This is a genomic window from Pseudothermotoga lettingae TMO, from assembly GCF_000017865.1.
GTDB lineage: Bacteria > Thermotogota > Thermotogae > Thermotogales > DSM-5069 > Pseudothermotoga_B > Pseudothermotoga_B elfii.
Map to the genome: position 1 here is coordinate 1,911,761 of NC_009828.1, position 21,509 is coordinate 1,933,269.

At 38.3% G+C, this 21,509-nt stretch carries 19 protein-coding genes and 1 tRNA gene; 7 read left to right on the top strand and 13 right to left on the bottom strand.

Annotation, left to right across the window (positions count from 1 at the left end; translation table 11 throughout):
* From TLET_RS09455 to leuS, 7 genes are all read right to left on the bottom strand, one after another.
* A complete protein-coding gene (locus tag TLET_RS09455; RefSeq protein WP_012003871.1) occupies positions 1–1,221 on the bottom strand; it encodes a glycosyltransferase in 1,221 nt (406 codons plus the stop codon).
* A 15-nt stretch (positions 1,222–1,236) separates the two neighbouring features.
* Positions 1,237–2,058: a carbohydrate ABC transporter permease gene (locus TLET_RS09460; RefSeq protein WP_012003872.1), complete on the bottom strand. Its 822-nt coding sequence runs from the start codon at positions 2,056–2,058 to the stop codon at positions 1,237–1,239.
* Positions 2,055–2,933 (bottom strand): carbohydrate ABC transporter permease, encoded by an 879-nt coding sequence (locus TLET_RS09465; protein WP_012003873.1) that lies wholly within the window; start codon positions 2,931–2,933, stop codon positions 2,055–2,057. Before TLET_RS09465 ends, TLET_RS09460 begins: the two co-directional genes overlap by 4 nt.
* Positions 2,934–2,937: 4 nt before the next feature.
* The gene (locus tag TLET_RS09470; protein WP_041428470.1) at positions 2,938–4,110 is read right to left on the bottom strand and encodes an ABC transporter substrate-binding protein; all 1,173 of its coding nucleotides are present in this window, start codon (positions 4,108–4,110) and stop codon (positions 2,938–2,940) included.
* A 151-nt stretch (positions 4,111–4,261) separates the two neighbouring features.
* The gene (locus TLET_RS09475; RefSeq protein ID WP_041428472.1) at positions 4,262–4,600 is read right to left on the bottom strand and encodes a cupin domain-containing protein; all 339 of its coding nucleotides are present in this window, start codon (positions 4,598–4,600) and stop codon (positions 4,262–4,264) included.
* Between the two features lie 226 nt (positions 4,601–4,826).
* Positions 4,827–6,758, bottom strand: coding sequence for a methyl-accepting chemotaxis protein (locus TLET_RS09480; RefSeq protein WP_012003876.1), 1,932 nt, complete (start codon positions 6,756–6,758; stop codon positions 4,827–4,829).
* 126 nt (positions 6,759–6,884) lie between these two features.
* Entirely contained in the window at positions 6,885–9,332 is a 2,448-nt protein-coding gene (gene leuS, locus TLET_RS09485; RefSeq protein WP_012003877.1) for a leucine--tRNA ligase, read from the bottom strand.
* Between the two features lie 122 nt (positions 9,333–9,454).
* Between leuS and TLET_RS09490 the strand changes: the two genes are divergently transcribed.
* The gene (locus TLET_RS09490) at positions 9,455–11,272 is read left to right on the top strand and encodes a beta-N-acetylhexosaminidase (RefSeq protein WP_012003878.1); all 1,818 of its coding nucleotides are present in this window, start codon (positions 9,455–9,457) and stop codon (positions 11,270–11,272) included.
* Here TLET_RS09490 and TLET_RS09495 read toward each other — a convergent pair whose 3' ends face one another.
* Genes TLET_RS09495 through TLET_RS09505 form a run of 3 tightly spaced genes read right to left on the bottom strand, consistent with a single transcriptional unit; the run spans position 11,273 to position 14,293 of the window.
* On the bottom strand, positions 11,273–12,061 hold the full coding sequence (locus TLET_RS09495) for a DUF4895 domain-containing protein (protein ID WP_012003879.1): 789 nt from the start codon (positions 12,059–12,061) through the stop codon (positions 11,273–11,275). It lies immediately after the preceding gene.
* Positions 12,058–13,242, bottom strand: coding sequence for a vWA domain-containing protein (locus TLET_RS09500; protein ID WP_012003880.1), 1,185 nt, complete (start codon positions 13,240–13,242; stop codon positions 12,058–12,060). The genes TLET_RS09495 and TLET_RS09500 overlap by 4 nt, the downstream gene beginning before the upstream one ends.
* Entirely contained in the window at positions 13,232–14,293 is a 1,062-nt protein-coding gene (locus tag TLET_RS09505) for an AAA family ATPase (protein WP_012003881.1), read from the bottom strand. Before TLET_RS09505 ends, TLET_RS09500 begins: the two co-directional genes overlap by 11 nt.
* Positions 14,294–14,447: 154 nt before the next feature.
* On the opposite strand from TLET_RS09505, the gene rlmN reads away from it, so the two are divergent.
* Genes rlmN through rdgB form a run of 5 tightly spaced genes read left to right on the top strand, consistent with a single transcriptional unit; the run spans position 14,448 to position 18,034 of the window.
* Complete coding sequence (gene rlmN, locus TLET_RS09510; protein ID WP_041428652.1) at positions 14,448–15,464, top strand: 23S rRNA (adenine(2503)-C(2))-methyltransferase RlmN; 1,017 nt, start codon at positions 14,448–14,450, stop codon at positions 15,462–15,464.
* Positions 15,419–15,940: a PASTA domain-containing protein gene (locus tag TLET_RS09515; protein WP_012003883.1), complete on the top strand. Its 522-nt coding sequence runs from the start codon at positions 15,419–15,421 to the stop codon at positions 15,938–15,940. Before rlmN ends, TLET_RS09515 begins: the two co-directional genes overlap by 46 nt.
* On the top strand, positions 15,937–16,806 hold the full coding sequence (gene rsgA, locus TLET_RS09520; RefSeq protein ID WP_028843677.1) for a ribosome small subunit-dependent GTPase A: 870 nt from the start codon (positions 15,937–15,939) through the stop codon (positions 16,804–16,806). Before TLET_RS09515 ends, rsgA begins: the two co-directional genes overlap by 4 nt.
* A complete protein-coding gene (gene rpe, locus TLET_RS09525) occupies positions 16,806–17,456 on the top strand; it encodes a ribulose-phosphate 3-epimerase (protein ID WP_012003885.1) in 651 nt (216 codons plus the stop codon). The genes rsgA and rpe overlap by 1 nt, the downstream gene beginning before the upstream one ends.
* Positions 17,447–18,034 carry an RdgB/HAM1 family non-canonical purine NTP pyrophosphatase gene (gene rdgB / locus TLET_RS09530; protein ID WP_012003886.1) on the top strand — a complete coding sequence of 196 codons (588 nt, stop codon included), beginning with the start codon at positions 17,447–17,449 and terminating at the stop codon, positions 18,032–18,034. Before rpe ends, rdgB begins: the two co-directional genes overlap by 10 nt.
* Here rdgB and TLET_RS09535 read toward each other — a convergent pair.
* The 3 genes from TLET_RS09535 to TLET_RS09545 all read right to left on the bottom strand — a co-directional run bounded on the left by TLET_RS09535 (position 18,022) and on the right by TLET_RS09545 (position 21,328).
* Complete coding sequence (locus TLET_RS09535) at positions 18,022–19,062, bottom strand: hypothetical protein (RefSeq protein WP_012003887.1); 1,041 nt, start codon at positions 19,060–19,062, stop codon at positions 18,022–18,024. The two genes, rdgB and TLET_RS09535, sit on opposite strands and share 13 nt — an antisense overlap.
* Positions 19,063–19,953, bottom strand: a complete 891-nt coding sequence (locus TLET_RS09540; RefSeq protein ID WP_012003888.1) for a D-alanine--D-alanine ligase — start codon at positions 19,951–19,953, stop codon at positions 19,063–19,065.
* A 232-nt stretch (positions 19,954–20,185) separates the two neighbouring features.
* Positions 20,186–21,328 (bottom strand): MalY/PatB family protein, encoded by a 1,143-nt coding sequence (locus TLET_RS09545; protein WP_041428474.1) that lies wholly within the window; start codon positions 21,326–21,328, stop codon positions 20,186–20,188.
* A gap of 104 nt (positions 21,329–21,432) precedes the next feature.
* Between TLET_RS09545 and TLET_RS09550 the strand changes: the two genes are divergently transcribed.
* Positions 21,433–21,509 (top strand) — tRNA-Thr (locus tag TLET_RS09550).

Genomic DNA, 21,509 nt, shown 5'->3' on the forward strand with positions numbered 1-21,509 from the left:
TCACCTCAAGACTTCATTGAAAAGCTTTATATAATTAGCCAGATTAACAGTTATTATGAATTTCTCTATAACAGTTTTTCTCCCGTTTTCTCCCATTGTTTTTCTGAGCTCTTCATCCTCTATCAATTTTCTCACAAATTCTGCCAGATCTTCAACGTTCCATGCAAGATATCCATTTTTGCCATGAGATATCTGTATTTTTATGCCACCAACAGGCCTCGCAACAACAGGAACCATTTTGTAAAGAGCTTCACTTATAACAAGCCCGAATCCCTCTCTTGTTGCGGTATGCAGGGCAACAGTGCTCATTCTTTGTATTGCGTTAACCTCTCTATTACCAACACCATTCAGATTAGTGCAGAAAAATATATCTTTATCTGTGCCGGCATATCTTGCAACTTTTTCAAAAAAGATCCATCCTTCCGGATCGTCACTTGCCATGGCTGACACTATTGCAAGCTGAACCTCAGGAATAGATTTCTTGACCAGTCTATAAACGTCAATTGCTGAAAATAAATCTTTCCAGGGATCAAATCGGGCAACAACAGTTATCAGAGGTTTGTTTACATCTATACCCAGTGTTTTTAAAAGTTTTCTTGAAAATTCATCATCCAGATGAATATTTTTTTCACTCAGCGGATCTATACTTGGAGGAAAAGCAACACACCTGCCAGCCATTTCTTTAGGAAAATACTCTTTTAAATGGAAAACAAGTTTATCGTAATTTTCCACATATCTACTGAATTTGTTCCACACAGCCTCATTCGGTGTCGATAAATCGATATGACATCTCCAAATCCATTTTGCTCTTGCTTTTGAAAAAATCTTTATAGCAGCCGGCTGTGGGTCATGTATGACTACAATATCAGCTTTTTCGTCCACAATATTTTTGTTCTTCTCACACACGCTCTGGTAAAATTTCCACTCTTCATCAGTTATCTCAATGGATGCTCCCTGAAGGGTATTGTGAAATTTTTTCGTTATATTGAAAAAATCACTGGGAGCCTCTATAGCATGCCATTCTGCATCTATACCAACAGATCTCATAAGCGGCACAAGGTTCTGTAATATTTCAGCCACACCGCCACCAAATGCCGTGGCATTGACATTCACAACTTTCAGACCGGTCAAATTCTTAGCGGATTCTTTAATTTCATCTACTTTATCACCTATAATTTTTCTGTATTCTTCTACACTTTTCTCACACAACTGAACCTTCATTTAATCTCCTCCCGTTTATTTCAGTGACCAGCCAACCATTCCTTTTATATAGTATCTCTGTAACAACAGATAGATAAGTATTGGAACTACCATAACTATTATCGCCGCGGAAGATAAAAGCCCCCAGTCTACATGGTAAACCCCTCTCATAAGAGGTATTCTCTGCGTCGCTAACAATTTATCAGGAGAATATATGAGTATCAACGCCAGAAAGAAATCGCTCCAGACCCATGAAAATTGTAATGCAAAAGCTGAGCCCACAGCAGGAAGTGCCATCGGAAGAACTACTCTGAAAAATATGGTTATATCGTTTGCGCCATCTATACGTGCAGCTTCTTCCATGGCTCTTGGTATGGTGACAAAAAAGTTTCTCATAAAAAATGTGATCCATGGTATACCCCAGGCAGTGTGTACTATTATTAACCCCGAATAACTGTCTATCAAATTTAACCAGTTCATAAGCTGAAAAATTGGAACAGCTATCGTTTGCTGAGGAAGAGCAAGTGTTATAACAACGAGCGCAAACAAAGATTTTCTAAATCGAAATCTGTAGCGTGAAAATCCGTATCCAGCCATAGTTGCAAGTATCAGAGGAATAAAAGTTGCCGGAATGGCAACAATGAGAGAATTCATCATGCCCTGTTTCAGTGAAGCAGTTGGATGATTCCAGGCGCCCACAAAGTTATTCAACGTTGGATGAAATGAATCAAAATTCCACCAGCCATTGAGCAATTCATCAAGCGGGCGTGTAGCTGTCATCAGAACACCTATGAAGGGAATTATCCAGATCAAACCTATTATCCATCCAACTACTGTCCAGAGAACTTTTTTATTCATGATTGATCATCCCTCACAGATTTAAGCAAAGACAAACTAACGGCAAGCGTTGAAAGAGTCAATATCACGGCGACAACAGCAGATCTGTTGAAATCAAGTGCTCTAAAAGCATATGTGTACATTTGCAATGCCAAAACATTTGAAGCCCCTCCTGGACCTCCCATAGTAGCAACATAGACGATGTCGAACACTTTCAGTTCCCACAATAAGGTCATTGTAGTTACAACCACAGTAATTGGTTTAAGTAAAGGTACTGTTATATTCGTGAATACTTTCCAAGCAGAAGCACCATCGAGTTGAGCAGCCTCATAATAATCTTTTGGAATTGTCTCTAAACCAGCCGAATAAAGCACAACTGAAAAACCTGTCCATAACCACACTGATCCAAATATAAGAGATAAAAGAGCTGTGTTTGGATATGCAGTCCACGTCTTACCCTGAATTTTGAACAACCCAAGAACACCGTTCACTATACCAAGATTTCTATCGAAAATGAAATTTATCATCACACCACCAACAATCATTGGCATAACCATTCCAAGAAAAATAATCGATTTTATAATAAATCCACCTCTGACATTTCTCAAAAGCACTGCAAGTACCAGGCCGAGAATCAAAACAAGAGGCAGATGAATTGCTATCCATAGTAAATTGTGAATAAGGGCTCCCAGGGGAAATCCCCGGGAAAAACCCTCTAAATCAACTATTTCACGACTTGAAAGAACCTGAAAATAATTTTTCAATCCAACAAAATCTCCGTCCGAATTAAAAAAACTCAGGACCACAGTTCTTACAACCGGATATACTACAAAAACAAGCAGCATCAAAATAGCAGGCATCACAAAAAACAAAACATATCTTTTTTTCGCCTTCATATTCTCACTTTTTCGGTGCTTTATCCTGCAAAGTTCTTATTACATCGTTTATCCTGCCCGGTTGTACCCATAGCAATTTCAACTGATCCCAGAATGCAGGCTGGAATTCTCCACCAATCGAATCATCCAGGTCTGGTAAAGCAGTTATGCCTTCTATTATCTTAGCCACTTCTCTATCAACAGGAGGATAGTTGGACAAATCTATACCTTTTGCTGTCGCGATATGTCCACCCTGTTTTACCTGAAAAGCCTGACCTTCTGGGCCGCATAGCCATGCAATGAGTTTCTTGGCTTCTTCTGAATGCTGGGTGTACTTGGGTACGAATGCATAATCTGCGCCAAATACAACTCCCTTTGCACCGGGCAGCGAGAAAACTCCGAGATCGTTGGGATCATCTACCATACCGGTTATCCAGCTACCCATAAAGTACAGCGCATAATCTCCTGCCCACCACTGTTTCAGTACAAGTGTCCATTCTGTCGGTTCACCAAAGTATTTTTTATCGAGTAAATACGTCAATTTGTTCATTGCATTCATAACTATATTGCTATCCCATCGTATGTTTCCCTCGATCAAATCATATTGAAGCTCAGGTCCTCCAAAAGTTACGAGGAAATGCTCTGTTACATCAGACAGTGGCCATCCAACACCGTCACCACTTGCTATCGGAGCCTTTATTCCAGGTATTTTTTTGATCTTTTCGAGCAAGCTGATGAATTCGTCCCACGTTTTCGGTGGTTGCAAGCCATTTTTCTCGAAGAACGATTTTCTATACCAGAACCCTGGTTTAACCTTTCCGGTGTAGGCTGCCCCATAGAGTTCTTTTCCAACTTTCACAGCATCAAGTGAGCCAGGTAAATAATTTGCTTCGTTCAGGACATCTGTCAATGGCATTATATGACCTTTCTGTCCATATTCTCTTATAAAGCTTGCCCACATGAAAATAACATCTCCAGGAGCCCTTTTTGCAGCAAACTGTGCCGGCAACAAATTTGCAAGATCTTCCGCTCGATAGATTTTGTACTCCACATCAATACCGGTTTGTTTCTCAAATTCCTGAAGCACAGGCACAAATGCATCCATCTCGGCGCCTGACCAAGGGCCAATTACGGTAAGCGTTGCAGCGCCCAAGATTACCGCATATAGCAAAGCAGAAAAAACTATCCACTTTTTCATAAACCTTCCCTCCCCGCCTGGCTGCACGCCAGAATTTTGTCGTAACATGAATTAATCCCATAGAAATAATATCACCTTTATTGTTACATGTCAAGTCGGCGCAAAACAAATTATCAGATCAGGAAGGTCAAAATAGAACTTCTGCGCTCAGTCATTGTTCGCCATAATTTGGTACGACACATATAAACGATGATGGTCCGTCATCTATGTTGACAAACTGATGTTCTTCATCAGGTTCTACAAAAACAAAACTTCCACTTTCTATTACTTCTTCTCCATTCTTGGATCTAATCTTCAATTTTCCCTCTAAAACAAAAACTTCATGTTCCCAACTGTGATTATGATAAGGTGTAGACGCACCGGGCTGAAGTGTGAACAATCTCATTGTGAAACCGGGCGCACCATCCTTTTCCCCAATCAAAATTCTTTTAACAACTTTCCCCTCAAAAAATTTTTGTGGACTAACGTTTTCACGATTACCTATTTTCAAGAAAATCGCCTCCCTGTAAATAATAATAAGCCTAAGGATTATTATACAGGTAAAATAAAGGGCGATCTTCAAGATCGCCCTGAGTGAATCTTTATAAAGTTTCTCTATGTGTCAAAAGGAGGGTGGGGGGTCCTATTCATCTTCCAACATTTTAGACACAGACATTCCTATCAAAGTTCAAAATATTTTTGTGAAATGATTGTTAACATAATATATGCTACAAAACTTACATTTCAAACCTGCTAACAAGCTCTTTCAATTCATTTGAGACATCGAATAACTTAGAACTCACATTACCAACCTTTTGATTTATCTCAATTTGTTGTTTCAATATTTTTATCGTCTCTTCCGTGCTTTTTATTATTTCATCAATAGAATCTCTTACCGTTGCGATAGCATTATTCATTTCCTCAGATGAAGCACTCTGTTGTTGCGCATTTGCAGCGAGGCCATCAATCATAGCTGCTAATTGTCCTATTCGCTCAAGTATACTTATCAAAAATTCTCTTGCCAGAATTGATTGCTGTGCCATCTTATCAACAACATCCATCGTTTGTTGTGTCACATCTCTGGCTTTAACAGTTTTATGGTGTATATCAGTGAGCATCTGGCTTATTCTTTCTGTAGCAGCTTTACTTTGTTCTGCAAGTTTCCTTATCTCATCTGCTACAACAGCAAATCCTTTACCAGCCTCACCAGCCCTTGCAGCCTCTATAGCCGCGTTCAATGCAAGAAGATTTGTTTGCTCGGCAATCAAGTTGATTGCATTTACTATTTCATTTATATCCTTTACACTGTTTGATAACTCTTCTACAACAGAAACTGTGAACTCTGCTCTATTCTTAGAGTCTTCTGACAGAGAGACAACTGAATTCAGAGCTTTTTCTCCCTCTTTTGCTGCGCCACTCATTTGCGAAGATTTTGCCGAAAGTTCCTGAGAGGCACTGGCAATATTCTGTGCACTTGAGACTATCTCCTGAACACCTGTGATAAACTCCTTTAATGATTGCTGAGAACTCTCAACTGCTTGCCGAACAACCTTCATTTGCGTTTGAAAGATTTTCCCAAGGGCATCAAGATCTACCGAAGTTTGCTTCAAAGATTGGGCATAATTGCCTATATTTTCTGAAGTTTTGAAAATATCTCCAACAACCCCTCTTAATGCTTCAGACATTTTTTGAAGTTCATGAGCTATTTGGCCTATTTCATCTCTACTACTTGAAGCAAAGTTCACCGATAATTTCCCTTGGCCAAATTTATTAACAGCTTCGGCAAGATTTTTGATAGGATTGGAAACCGATGTCGATGTAAAAAACACAACTACTACTATAACAGCTATCAAAATAAGAAAGAGCAATATTACTATAAAATTGAGTTTTCTCGCATTGCTGAATATCTCCCTTTCAGAGACATTCACTCCTAAGGACCAGCCTCGTGAAGCCTCTATGGGCGCAAAAAAAATGTATCTTTTTTCTCCATCTTCCACAAATTCTCCATAGCCTGATTCACCAGAAACCATTTTCTCAGCAATACTAATCAATTTTTCATTGTCAGATTTCAAAAAATTCGCCTTCAGCACTTTGTCTCTCTCTGGATGAATCATGACTGTTCCGTTTGAACTCAGAATTATGGAAAAACTTTCCTTGGTTATTTGAATTTCATTTACCATCTTTGCCAGAGTTTCGAGTGGAACAACCGCTCCGTATAAACCTAAAACTTGACCTTGATAATCTTTAAATGCGGCTGCAACAATAAATGACGGTTTTCCAGAAAATGGAGAAAATACAGGTTCGCTTATCACCAGATCATTCCCGGAAAATATCTGCTTGAAAAACTCCTCTTTGCTTATATCTACTTCTTTTCCATCTACCGTGCGAGCCACACCTTCAGAATATGAAACAAACAGATCTTCCGCACCTTCAATGGTCACATTAGCTATAACTTTTTTCTCCGCAAGAACCTTGATTCTATCAGTGATTCTCATCAGCCATTCGGATACTACTTTGCTGCCAAGAATCACGATTTTTTCGGCCGTTGTTCGAGACATAGAGATCGTTGAGCTCGAGACATTTGTATATACAACAAATGCTATGATGCCACAAAACATAATAATGGGCAATAAAAACCACAGCAACATTTTAGAGCGAATTTTTTTCATAGAGACACCTCCAAGAGTTATTGTACAAAAAATTTTTTATTAAGAGGAAGTAAAAAAGAAAATCGATAAAGAACAGTGCAATTTATTGAGGAAGGTAAATTAAAAGACAGGAGTGGATCTCCTGCCTTAAAAAATTATGTTCAACAATCTTTTTGGAACATAAATTATTTTTTTTGGCTCATCGCTGATATACTTTCGCACTTTTTCACTCTTTAACGCGATTTCTTTTATCTGATCTTCTGTAGCATCTACAGGAATCTTTACTTTATCTCTCAGTTTTCCATTTACCTGGATTGCTATTTCAACTTCTTCGACAACAAGTGCATCCGGATCATATTCAGGCCATTTTTCTTTCATTACTGACGAGCTATAGCCCATTCTTTGCCAGAGCTCCTCAGCAAAATGAGGTGCAAAGGGAGATATCATAAGCACAAAATTTTTAGCAAGTTCTTTCAACAACTTTATATTCCACCGATGCTGCGGTAAGTTGTCTATGTAATCATAAGCATCGTTCACCAGCTCCATCAAGCTACTGACAACTGTGTTAAATTTGAATCCTCCTTCCATATCCTGGGTAACCTTTCTCAGGGATATATGGAGTTTTCTACGAAGATGTTTCTCTTCTTCCGCAAACACCTGATTCTGATTATCTGGTAGAGATATTATCTGATCCATAAGAGACCAAGCTCTCCTTATAAATCTATATACACCTTCTATTCCTGCATCATTCCATTCTGCATCTCTCTCAGGCGGTCCCATAAAAAGGATATACATTCTGAGAGTATCAGCTCCATACCTGTCAATCATTTCATCAGGTGAGACAACATTACCTTTGCTCTTAGACATCTTGGCGCCGTCTTTATATATCATTCCCTGAGTAAAGAGATTTTCAAACGGCTCATCGAAACTCAGGTATCCAAGATCATAGAGCACTTTCGTTATGAATCTTGAATAAAGCAAATGCAAAACGGCATGTTCTACACCACCAACATATTGATCAACAGGCAACCAGTGATCGACATCTTCTTTCACGAAAGGCACATCATCCCGATCCGGGTTAACATATCTCAGAAAATACCATGAAGAATCAACAAAAGTATCCATCGTGTCAGCATCTCTGAGAGCGGGACCACCACATTTTGGGCATGAAGTTTTTCTAAATTCATCGTTCAGCATTAGAGGCGACTGACCCGTTGGAAGAAACTCAACATCGTAAGGTAATTGAACTGGGAGAGATTTCTCCGGAACAGGTACCATCCCACATTTTTCACAATAGACAATTGGAATAGGAGCCCCCCAGTACCGTTGCCTTGAAATAAGCCAGTCCCTTAATTTGTACTGTACAGATCTTTTCGCTATGCCCCTTTCTTCAAGCCATTGGATAACTCTTTCTATACCTTCAGGCACAACAGTACCATTCAGTGGACCACTGTTAACCATAATCCCCGGGCCATCATAAGCCCTATTTTTTGGAATATCCTCGGATGGCTTTATAACTTCTTTTATAGGCAAATTGTACTTAACAGCAAACTCGTAATCTCTCTGATCATGAGCGGGAACACCCATCACAGCCCCTGTACCGTATTCCATCAAAACATAATTTGCAACATATATTGGAATTCTTTCACCGCTAACCGGGTTGATCGCGTACCTTCCCGTAAAAAATCCCTCTTTTTCAACATCTGCTGAGCCTCTTTTATGTCTATCCTGTTGCCCGACATAATTCAAAAATTTCTCAAGTTCCCCTTTTAATTCTGGAAGCGTTATGTGATTAACAAGATCAGATTCGGGTGCAAGCACCATAAAAGTTACACCCCAGAGTGTATCGGGTCTCGTGGTGAAAACCTCTATATTCATCTCTGATTCTTCAACTTTGAACGAAATTTTTGCTCCCTTGCTCTCACCAATCCAGTTTCTCTGCATTGTTTTTACATGTTCTGGCCACCCGGTAAGCTTATCCAGATCTTTCAAAAGTCTCTCTGCATAGTCTGTTATCTTGAAAAACCATTGCTCAAGATGCTTTATGGTAACCGGTGTATCACACCGTTCACATCTTCCGTCTTTTACCTGCTCATTTGCAAGCGATGTCATGCACTTCGGGCACCAGTTCACCGCCGCTTTTTTCTTATAGGCAAGCCCGGCTTCATATAATTTCAAAAAGATCCATTCAGTCCATTTGTAGTAAGATTCCAAACAGGTTATGACTTCCCTGTTCCAGTCATAACTGATACCAAGTTTCTTTATCTGTCTTCTTATGATATTTATATTGTTCAAAGTCCAATCTTTTGGATGGATTTTTCGCTCGATTGCGGCATTCTCTGCGGGTAACCCAAAGGCGTCGTAACCAAACGGATGCAACACGTTGTAGGCGCGCATTCTTTTGTAGCGCGCAACTGCATCACCTATAACGTAATTTTTCACATGGCCCACATGAAGCGTACCAGATGGATATGGGAACATCACGAGCATGTAGTATTTCGGTAGATCAGAATGTTGAGGTGTTTTAAACAAACCTTCTTTTTCCCAAAATTTCTGCCATTTGCTTTCTATCTCTTGAGGTTCATATCTCGGCACATAACCACCTCCAATTACTTGAAGAAAATTATAACACAACAATTCTAAACACTCTTCAACACAATTTCTAAATTCCTGAATGATAAAATATCTTTCAGATGCGGAAAGGAGGCTTTCAAAAAATGATCCCAGTTCCAAAAAGGTTTTCTCTGATCAAAGAGACCTTTGAATTCCCAGAAAAGGGAAAAATTTTTGCCTCATCACACATATTCAATTTGGCAAATTTGCTGAAGGAAACGCTTTTAAAAGATGGTAAACACTACTCTATAACGACCTATAACACAGAAAAAGCAAACATAAAACTTTTAATTGATCCAAATGTTATTGTAAACTCGCAGGGCTACAGGATAAAGATTCTTGGGTCTAAAATATCATTAATAGCCAGCTCTCAACAAGGATTGTTCTATGCTATTCAATCCATGCGTCAGCTTATAAGGCAGTATAACTACAGATTACCATCGATGATTATCGAAGACGAGCCAGACTTTGCCAATCGTGGGTTCATGCTTGATATAAGCAGAGACAGAATACCAGCGATAGATACGTTAAAATGGCTGATCGATATCCTTGCAGAATTAAAATACAATCAATTTCAGCTTTATACAGAACATACGTTTGCTTATGAAAATCATGAGCAGATATGGAAAGAGTATTCTCCTCTCACTGCAGAAGAAATATTGGAGCTTGACAAATACTGCAAAGAAAGATTCATCGAACTTGTTCCAAATCAAAACTCTTTTGGTCATCTTAGTAAATGGCTCAAGTACGATCGGTACAAACATCTCGCTGAGTGCCCGGATGGGTTCATAACACCGTGGGGAGAAAAGTACGGTCCATTTTCACTCTCACCTGCTGTACCAGAATCAATAGAGTTCATGGAAAATCTTTTTGATGAACTTTTGCCAAATTTCACTTCCAAAAAAATAAATATCGGTGGAGACGAAACTTTCGACCTTGGGCTTGGTCGTTCAAAGCAACTGTGTGAAGAGCTTGGAAAAGGCAAGGTATATTTGAATTTTCTGCTTTCTATATACAATATCGTTAGAAAACATGGTAAAACGATGATGTTTTGGGGAGATATCATAAAGAATTACCCGGAACTTGTCGATCATCTTCCAGATGACGTTGTTTCTCTTATCTGGGGGTATGAAAAAGACCATCCATTCCAGGATGAATGCAGGTTGTTTGCAGAAAAAGGTGTAACATTCTATGTTTGCCCCGGAACTTCAACATGGAACTCATTTACTGGCAGGATCAACAATGCCATAGAGAATATACAGAACGCCATAACAAATGGAAAGAGGTATAACGCGGCGGGCTTTTTATTAACAGATTGGGGAGACAACGGCCATCATCAGCATCTACCTTTTTCAATAATTGGCATAAGCTACGCGGCATCACTTGGCTGGAATATATCTGGGAAGCCCTCAGCAAATGATCTGTTAAAAGATATAGATCTTCACATTTTGAAAACCGACAAACCTGTCTCACAATATATTTATTCACTTGGAAACCTATACAAATATTCAAGCATAGAAGTACCGAACGCAAGCCCATACTTTTTATCACTATTATTTCCTGAAAGAGTCTCAAAATCGAAGCAGATATTTCTTGTAAAAGAAAAAGAGATTGAAAAAGCTATAAATGATGCTCAAGAAATTATCGAACAACTCTCAACCATCAAAAGCAACCATCAGGAGAAATTGATAGATCAAATCATTAACGATGCAAAACTGGCTATACTTGGCATGAAAATGCTTCTTTTTATAAAAAAATACAGTGATATATCAAATATTCCGGATGAAGAATGGAGGCTTTTCACCAAAGAATTCAAAGAAACTGTTAAAGAATTTGAGAAAATCTGGAATATAGTCAACAGACAGGGCGGTTTGAAACAAAGCGTGGAAAAACTAACCAGAATAATACGCGCAAGAAAGTAATCAGTCACACAAATTCATAATGCATCTATAAGCCGATCGGATTTTCTCGCATAGCTCGAGACAATCCTTTTCGACATCTCTTCCTTTTAAAATCTCGTTATATTCAATCACAAACGCTGTTAAAATAGATGAAAATCGCTTGAATTTTCCAAAGTTTCCCTGATAAACTGCTCCATATCTTTTCCGATAAATTCGGGATATTTCCGATAAAAGAGGTGCGTACTGTGTATCTATATCATCTGGCAAAACCAGTATACATACCGCATAATCCGACAAAAAATATATTCTGGCAAAATCTATTTCTTTAGCGTTAAGTTCGCAAAAGCGATCAAAAATTCTCTGATCAATTTTTTTTGCAAAAGAGAGATTTTCAGAACCATAAACTTTCTCCTTCAATATTTCTTTCTCCAGTAAATCATCATCACCAACAACTGATAGTACCCTGGACTGAAATGGAAGCCTTATGATACCACTTCTCATAAATTGGGGGGCTTTTTCAAAAAGTTCAAAATAAACCTCTTTCAAACAAGAAGGCTCTAAATCAGAGTTGTATATGAATAAATTCTTTTCAAAAGGATTTGCTATAGAAACACCAACAACACGTCTTTTTGAACTGTCAACAAACGAGAAAACATAAAAGTTGTTTTCTGCTCCCACAGTAGACAGCAAAACATGTTTATGATATTGATCGAGCTTTTCTTTATAAAATTCCAACTGCTCAAACGCTGGCTCTGTCTGAAGATTTTCATAACATCGAACGAGTTTTTCAAAAGGCCCTAAACCTTTCACGGCAGCACCACCACACTTGAATGACCGTACTTTTTTCTTGCAGATGTTGAAAATTCTTCACTATGATACTTAGAAAGGACAAAGAGCACCCGCCTTTTTACAGATGGTAGATCGGTATAACCATCTGTAAAGATTACTATACCTTCTGGACGATATTTATCTTCTATATAATTCACAGCCGGCTGAAGGTCTGTTTCACCACCGCCAACTATTTCTATATTCCTGTAGTCTCCTTTTGAATATCTCATTTCCAAATTCACAGCTCTGTCAACCTGAACAAGCACAAAACTTGTATCAACATATCTCGAAAGAGCTTCTATCTCGGAAAAGAATTTGTCAAGCTCTTCTTCAATTATGCTTCCGCTTGTGTCAACTATCACTCCGAGTTTAGCTGCATGTGAAGTCCTCCATCCGGGCTGATTTTCATACCTTCTGTTTGGCTTCAGCACAGTCAAATACCTTTCACCGTATTCAGAAGCTCCTGCAAAATGCCTTATTGCATCTTTCCAGTTAAGCACAGGTCTTGATACAGCTATTTCAACAAGCCTTCTTATTCCCGATGGAAGTTCTGAGCCGTACAAATTAAAGGCTTTCTTAAGGATATTTTTATTGATCTCAAGTATCATATCAACATTCTGTACATTATAAAGTCCTTTATGTGAATCGGAGTTGCTTTCTCTGATCTCGCCCATTATCATAATATCAAATCTTCCAAGCTCTTCCATTCTTTTTAAAATCCATTTGTGATATTCCTCAGCACTTTTGTCCGGCATCCAGTCAGGTGGAAGAACGAATAACCTTTCGTTATCAACTCCATGCCCTTCTTCAATCAACAAATTCAAAGGAATTCCAAATGCTGCAAGCTGAGGAATATGCTGGTTTATCGCGGCATCCATTGCTAAGTCCCAGATTACTCTATCTCTGCTGTCCTTTGGTTTAATGAGGAAATGAAGGTTTATCAGATGCATTATCAGATGCATTATCATACCTTCTACAAAATCCGAAGAGGTTTTGAGAACCCAGTCGGGGTTATAGTAAAGCACAGTTTTGAACCTTGAGAACGAAAGGTCAATAGTTTTCACGTCTTTTGAAGGTATACGTGAAACTCCCAGAAGCAAATAGAGGTAAAACGGAGATTTTTTTCCAAGATTCAAAATTATTTTCTCTAATTCAGATCTCATCGAGTACCGATCTCACCTGTTCAAAATTTGAAAGTTTCTCCACAAGTTCATCAAAAAATTTTGAATTCTCTTTTCCATTAGCTTTATCTACAATGAACCTGATGATGGCGTAAAAAGAATCTCTTGGCAGAACCGAAGAAAGCTCACTCAGATTTTTTGCAACCGTCGAAATATGAGCATGTAACAACTGAGTAGTAGCACCATCAAGTTTGGAAAAATAATCTATTATTCTCAATGTTAAAGAGTTTGCCTGATCTACATCGTCTTTCAGGGCCTGCTGAATACCTTCAAGCAATACCTTTTGGGGTATCGGTACCAGATCGATATGTCCAAATTCCACAAATGCTTTTGCCGCTTCTGGGCCAAGTATACCAGCAGCTATAGAGTATCCATATTTTCTCCTTTCCTCATCGTTTAGAAATTTGAGTACGTTGCTAAGTTTATACCAGCTTCTTGGGCTGGGCCTGAGTTCAACTCTAAGAGACAGAGCCGATGGTGTGTAAAGAAATTCTGGATATTTCTCAACAAATTTTCTAACATTTTCATCAATAGAGTTCTCTTTTGCCCACTTTTGCCATTCTTCCAGAGATGGGGATATATCAAGGATAAAAAAGCGAGAAATAAAAGCAGGATCTGTTATCAAATCAGCCTGGTCATATTCGTCATCTGGAGGATTCATTGTTGCCATGATCCACGTATCTTCAGGTAAGATATGGTTGTGAATTCTTTTGTCTATGACCAGCTGCATTATCGCATTTCTTATCGATCGATGAGCGCGATTTATCTCATCCAGAAGAATGATTGATTTTCCATTTTCAGGCCACCAATCCGGTCTGAGAAAAACTGTTTTATCGTTCTCTTTTGCTGGTAAACCTATTAGATCACCCGGCTCCATCTGTGAAAGGATAAGAATTATCAAATTTCTACCTGTCTCCGAGGCAATTTGCCTTGCTATATCAGTTTTCCCAACTCCGAAATGCCCTACTAATAGAGGGACTTCGCCTGCTTGCATTATTTTCTTACTGAGAAACTTTGCTTCATTTACAGTCAAATATTGCACCTCCTGTTGAATTATACTACAGCCATCCTGAGACAATTTTTTTCACAGATCTCAAATTCTACCAAAAGTTTGATTAATATTAGCTCATCTTAAAGATATGATCGTATAATCATCATACGAGGTGGTAACTTTGAATATCTTAAGTATGACTTACGAAAAATTTGTGCAGAAAATTCAGGAACTTGGTCTGGAAAAATATAGAGCCGATCAAATACTTGATTGGATCTACAAAAAACATGTTTTTGTTTTCGAACAAATGACAAATCTCTCAAAACAGCATAGATCTCTTCTGAGAGAAAATTTTTGTATTCAGATTCCAAAAATTGTAAGCAAAAGAGTTTCCTCGATAGACAAAACCACGAAATATCTTTATGAGCTGTCAGATGGAAATACAATAGAATCTGTTCTGCTGTTTCATGAAGGTTATGCAACAGCCTGTATTTCGACACAAATCGGTTGCCCGGTTAAATGCAGTTTTTGTGCAACAGGTCAGAGTGGTTTCGTCAGAAATCTCGACGCTGGTGAGATAGTTTCTCAAATCCTCGCAATAGAAAAAGATTCCAAACAAACAGTAAGAAATATTGTTTATATGGGAATGGGAGAACCGTTGTTGAATTACGATAATGTTATCAAAAGCATCAAGATATTGATAGATAAAAAAACAAAAAACATAGGTATCAGACGTGTGACATTGAGCACTGTTGGGATACCTGAAATGATATTGAAACTTTCTGAAGAAAGGCTCGACCTAAACCTGGCTATTTCTCTACATGCTTCAACAAATGAGAAAAGAGATCAGATAATCCCAATAAACAGAAAATATTCTATTCAAGAAATTATCAATGCGGCAAAAAATTACCAGGAAAGATCAGATCGGAGACTTACGATCGAATACATTCTTATAAAAGAATTCAACGATTTCGATGAAGATGCTCGCAAACTTGCCAAACTCCTGAATGGCCTGAAAGTATTTGTGAATTTAATACCAGTGAATTCAACGTTCTCAAACTTCGAAAAACCTGCAAAATGGAAAATCAACAGATTCAAAGAAATCCTGATTAACTCAGGTATAGAAGCTGAGATAAGATACGAAAAGGGGGCAGACATAGAAGCAGCATGCGGGCAACTAAGAATAAGAAATCTCCTTTCAAAGCAATTATAATCTTCATAATCTATTTCGTCTTAGGATCAATCGCTGGCGCTGCTATATTTTTTTCATATTTTATGATTCGGCCAAAATTGGTTGAGATTCCTGACCTGAGATCTATGCAATTGAATGAAGCTGTTGAAATACTCAAGAAAACAGGATTAAAACCCGGCCAGGTTATTGGCACTGGCCCTGTGAGCCATACATACCCGAATGCCGGTCAAAAGGTAAGAAAGAATAGGGAAATAACTATATTTTTGAGTGAACCTCAGAAAATACCTATACCTGACCTGGTCGGCATTCCAGAAGATACTGCACTGACAATACTTTCGGAAATGGGATTCAAGGTAAGTATAACGAAAATGCCATACAGAGGAACTGATGGAAGAGTTATAGGAATTTACCCGCCAGTCGGAACTCCAGTAAAACAAGGAGATGAAATAAATATTCTTATCGATTCTGGGGAAATAACAGGGAGGGAAGAGAACTGAGAAGCAGGGGTGTTGTTGTCAAATTCATGTCCAATATGTTGATTGTAGAAGATGCAAAAACTAAGGAAAAGATCAGGTGCCATTTGAGAGGCAGGTTTAAACTGCAAGGGCTTAAGCCAATTGTTGGTGATATTGTCGAATATGTAAGAGTGCAGGATGCAGGTGTTGTTGAATCTGTTTTGAAGCGAAAGAACGAGCTTTTAAAACCTCGTGTTGCAAATATAGACCAAGTTGTGTGCGTCTATACTATCAAAAAGCCAGAAGTCTCCCTTCTCATTCTGGATAAATTACTTGTTCTTATAGAAGAAGCCAGACTGAATGTCCTTCTCATTCTGAACAAAATTGACTTACTCACCGAAGAAGATAAAGAAAAAAAAGACCACTTTATTAAAACCTACAGCAAAATATACCCCCTTCTGTGTACCAGCACTAAAACTGGTGAAGGTCTGGAAAAATTGAAAGAGTATTTCAAAGACAGGTTATCAGTTTTTGCAGGCCTTTCTGGCGTTGGAAAAAGCAGCCTTTTAAACAGCATATGTCCGGGTATAAACCTGAGGACGCAGGAAATCTCTGAAAGAACAAAAAGAGGAAAACATACTACCACAGCTGCCGAGCTAATTCACCTGCCATTTGGAGGTCATGTGGTAGATACACCTGGATTCTCATTGATAGATATCAGTCACGTAGATCCAGATAATTTGAAGTTCTATTTTCCAGAATTTGTAGAAAATGGAAATTGCTTATTCAAAGATTGCACACATATTTCTGAGCCCGGATGCCGAATAAAACAAATGGTAGAAGAGGGTAAAATATCCACGAGCAGATATGAAAGCTATGTAACCATGTACAAGGAAGTGAGTAAATAATGAGGATGATATCTGCATCTATTCTGGCAAGCGATCTTTCGAGATTATCTGAAGAAGTAAAAAGAGTGGAACCATACATCGACATGATCCATCTGGATGTCATGGACGGTGTTTTTGTACCTAACATAACTTTTGGGTTTCCTGTACTCGAAGCCGTAAGGAAGTGCACAGATTTGCCCATAGATGCTCACCTAATGATTATTAATCCAGAAAAATACGTCGAGAGATTTATCGACTTAGGCGCCTCAATAATAGCCGTTCATTATGAAGCATGCGTTCATTTACACAAAGTTGTCTACCAGATAAAAGACAAAGGAGCACAAGCCTATGTTGCCTTGAATCCTCACACGCCCATCGAAATGCTCTCTGAGATACTTGAAGATCTGGACGGTGTTCTCATAATGACGGTTAATCCGGGGTTTTCTGGACAAAAATTTATACAATCCAGCGTTGAAAAAATTAGGAAACTCTCGGAAATGATCCAAAAAAAAGGTCTGAAAACAAAAATAATGGTTGATGGAGGAATCAACGAAAACACCGTCGAAAAGGTTGTGTGCAGTGGAGCAGAAATACTGGTTATGGGATATGGGATTTTCAGGTCAGATTTTGCATCATTCAAAAGAAAATTGGAGGCGATCAAATGCTTTTAATTGCAACCAGAAATGGTCATAAAATAGAAGAAATCAAGAAATTTGTCCCAGATGGAGTTGAAGTTTTAACGCTGAAAGATCTAAATATTGCGCTTGAGGCAGTTGAGAATGGAGACACATTTATGGAAAATGCTATTCGAAAGGCAACCTTCTATGCGAATCTTACAAAAAAGAAAACGATAGCTGATGATTCAGGACTTGTAATAGATTCGCTTGACGGTTTTCCAGGAGTTCACTCGGCAAGATTTATGAAAAATGCTTCTTATAAGGAAAAAATGCAGTTCATTCTGCAAATGCTCGAAACAAAACAAGAAAGAGTAGCAAGATTTGTCTGTGTTGCTGCCTATTACGATCCTATCGAAAAAACAATCGTTTGCTGTGAGGAGTCAGTAGAAGGAACCATAAGCAGAGAAATAAGAGGCACATCAGGATTTGGTTACGACCCAATCTTCATACCAAATGGATACAGTACAACTTTCGGAGAAATGGGAGAAGAAAAGCACAAATTGAGCCACAGGTACAAAGCATTCAGCAAATTATTCAGCAAGCTGGACAGATTACTAAACTATCGGATATGAGCAAAAGGTATCACCACATATCTACCTTTCTGATCCCCTATCCTTATAAACCGATCAGAAACAATTAAAAATAATCTTGAACTCATGCGTGCAAGTGCTGATCTGAGTCTGTGGGGCGAAACTTCTACTTCAAAAGGCTTCGAAACGCCCATAGGAAGTTCCGCTTTGTATTGAACAGAACCGTATGTCCCAAAAAATTTGATTTCTTTATCTGTCCCGCTGATTTTCAAAATGGTATCTTTTGGCAGAAGCCAGGCAGCTTTCGAAATATATTTTGCAAAAGCTGAATAAAGCATCTCTGGATTTCCATTTTCAAAAAATACCTGATCTATCTTGGAATCAAAAGAACTTTTTTCTCCACAAATCTGCATTCCAAAATCATCCGTGAGCAAAGTTAGTTTTTCATCACCAATAGCCAGAGTTAAAAGACAATCTTTCTGATAAACTTTCATGGCTTTAACAATGTGTCTGCTGCTCATATATGGCACTGAGAAATGAAACTCTTCAAAAGAACTATCATCAAATTCGCAAATGCTTAAAATTGTGCGCGAAGACGCAACCATGACAAGATGGTTATCAAATGAACCTATGTACGTCATATCTCCCTCTTCAAGTGCAGCTGTTGCAAAATCCAGATAAGTTACAAACTTTTTAAGATGCGTACGGCCAACTTCTTTAAAATGTTCCATGCGTTCTCTATCTTTTGGTTGGGAAGTTTTAATTCTCAAAGTTTCTTGGTTGGCATGCAGTAACACCTGATCACCTATAAATGTTAATTCTACTTCCTCAGTTTTTTCACCAATCAAAAAACCTTTTAGCAATCTCAACGGGATCTGAACTTCTCCGTAAAATGGCTCACATTCAGCAATCTTCATCCAGGCAGTCAAACAACCATCAGTAGCACGAATTACCAGGCCGTCCTTGTAAGATAAAAATATATTTCCAAAGCTATACTCAGAAGAACCCATTATTTTATCGCAAAATCTCAGCCATCGATTAAAAACAACTGACCTGATCAAAGCCTTCAATCATCTCACCGCCGTTTGAATTATAGCATCTACTAACTCCTCAAAACTCATGCCAGCGGCCTTAGCAGAAGCAGGCATATCACTCAAGTCAGTTAGGCCCGGTATAGTGTTCAACTCAAGAACATAGAAAACGTTATCTTTTAGAATACCATCCACTCTGGCAAAGCCCTCACACCCACATAACTCAAAGGCTCTGAGAGACGAATTTGCAACTTTTTGGTATTCCTCCACACTTAGCGGCGCAGGCAAGATAAATTCGGTCATACCAGAAACATACTTGGCAGTATAGTCATAAAAGCGTCGTTTTGGTTTCAACTCAAGTACCGGTAATATTTGTGGTTTACCAATCTCAAGAATTGAAACAGTCAATTCTCTGCCTTCTATATATCTCTGAATCATCATCTCGTTATATTTTTTCAATTCTTCAGATAAATCATTATACAATTGATTTGAGTTATCACATATATGAACACCAATACTTGACCCCTCTTTTCTTGGCTTTATAACGCAGGGAAAACCATATGGCGATTCTTTAACAGGCTTTTTTACAATCGTATACTCGGGAAAATTCACATAACCATCTAAAACACGGTAAGTCATGACTTTATCAAAACATATGGCGCTTGCCAAAACTTTCGAGCCGGTATAGCTAACCCCAACCCAGTCCAAGATTGCCTGAACAGTCCCGTCTTCACCAAAATGTCCATGCAGTGCGTTAAATACAACTTCAAACTCTTTGAGCTTAGGGGCTATTTCTAAAAAATTCTCATCTACGTCTATCGGGACAACATCGTGACCAAGCTTTTTCAGAGCTTTCAAAACATTTTCCCCACTTTTGAGAGATATTGGACGCTCCCTCGAAATCCCTCCTAAAAGAACTGCAATTTTCATAACTCACAATCCTTTCTGCCAAGTACTAAAAAACATTATTTTATACGATCTGTCTTTCAACCACTTATTTTTTTATTTAAGTCACCATATCCTTCATTTTTTATGAAGCAATATTTTCAGTCAAAATCTATCACTATTAAATGATGTCCCATAAAAATAATAAATTTGTGACTTCCTTCCGCCCATAAAGGAGATAAACTTCCTCTTTAAGCAATGTAGAGATGTGGAGTTTTTATAAAGCACTGTCGTAGGCTTTTTTTATTCTTGATAAGATTTCAATTAGCGTTTCCGTGCTGCACGCAAAATTTAATCTGATCGAGTGCGGGTCACCAAAATCTTTTCCATTGTTCATATAAACTCTTGCTTTCTCGAGAAAAAACCTTTGTGGGTCCTGCAAATTTAGCTTATGACAATCCAACCACATTAAAAACGTAGCCTGGGGTAGATTCACATCTATTAGTGGACAATTTCCCCTCAAAAACTCATAAGCTACATTTCTATTTTTCAAAAGATGTTCCAAAAGCTTGTCGACCCAGGCACTTCCTTTTGAATAAGCTATCTGAAGACCTGTAATACCAAATATGTTTGACGAACCTATTTCATACCTTGAAACAAACTCAAGGTATCTCTTTCTGAGATTTTCATCAGGTATTATTCCATAGGAATTGTTCAAGCCAGGCATGTTAAAAGTTTTACCAGGAGAGTTAAGAACAATAACATTTGGCAAACCTGCTTTCAAGATCGTAGTGAATCTATCAGGACTATAAATAATATCGCCATGTATCTCATCACTGATTATTATTAAATTGCGATCTATAGCTATTTTATATAATTCAGATAATTCATTCAAAGTCCAAGCTCTTCCAACAGGATTATGAGGGTTACATAGTATTATTGCTTTCGTGCGAGAATCAACAACTCTTTTCAAATGCTCAATATCCATAACATAACCACTATCAGTTTTAACGAGCCTGTTTTCAACAAGTGTTCTGTTATTTTTTCTGATAATTGAAAAAAACGGTGGATAAACAGGTGGCTGAATTATAATTTTATCACCCGGATCTGTCAAAGCATTTACCAAAATTGATATCATCGGTATAACCCCTATGCCATCGACTATCCAATCCGCTTGAAGTTCAAAATTATATCTGCTTCTGTACCAATTCACAATTGAACTGTAATATTCTTCAGAACGGAATGTGTAACCAAAAGCACCATGAGAAACTCTTTTGTAAAATTCTTCTATTATTTCCGGGGCTGTTGCAACATCCATGTCTGCTATCCAGGCGGGTATCACATCTTTACCATATTTACGGTATATTGAATCATATTTAATGCTGTTCCATCCAGATCTGTCAACAAAACTAAGGCTCATCTTATCCCCTCCAGCGAATTTCATCCTGATCATGATTATACCCAAACTTCCGTGATCTCAGCTACTTGAAAACAGTATTTTTTTCTGGTATACTGACAACGTAAGCAGGCGTAGCTTCAAGCGGTGGAGCGCCGCCTTGGTAAGGCGGAGGGTGTGGGTTCGAGTCCCACCGCCTGCTCCA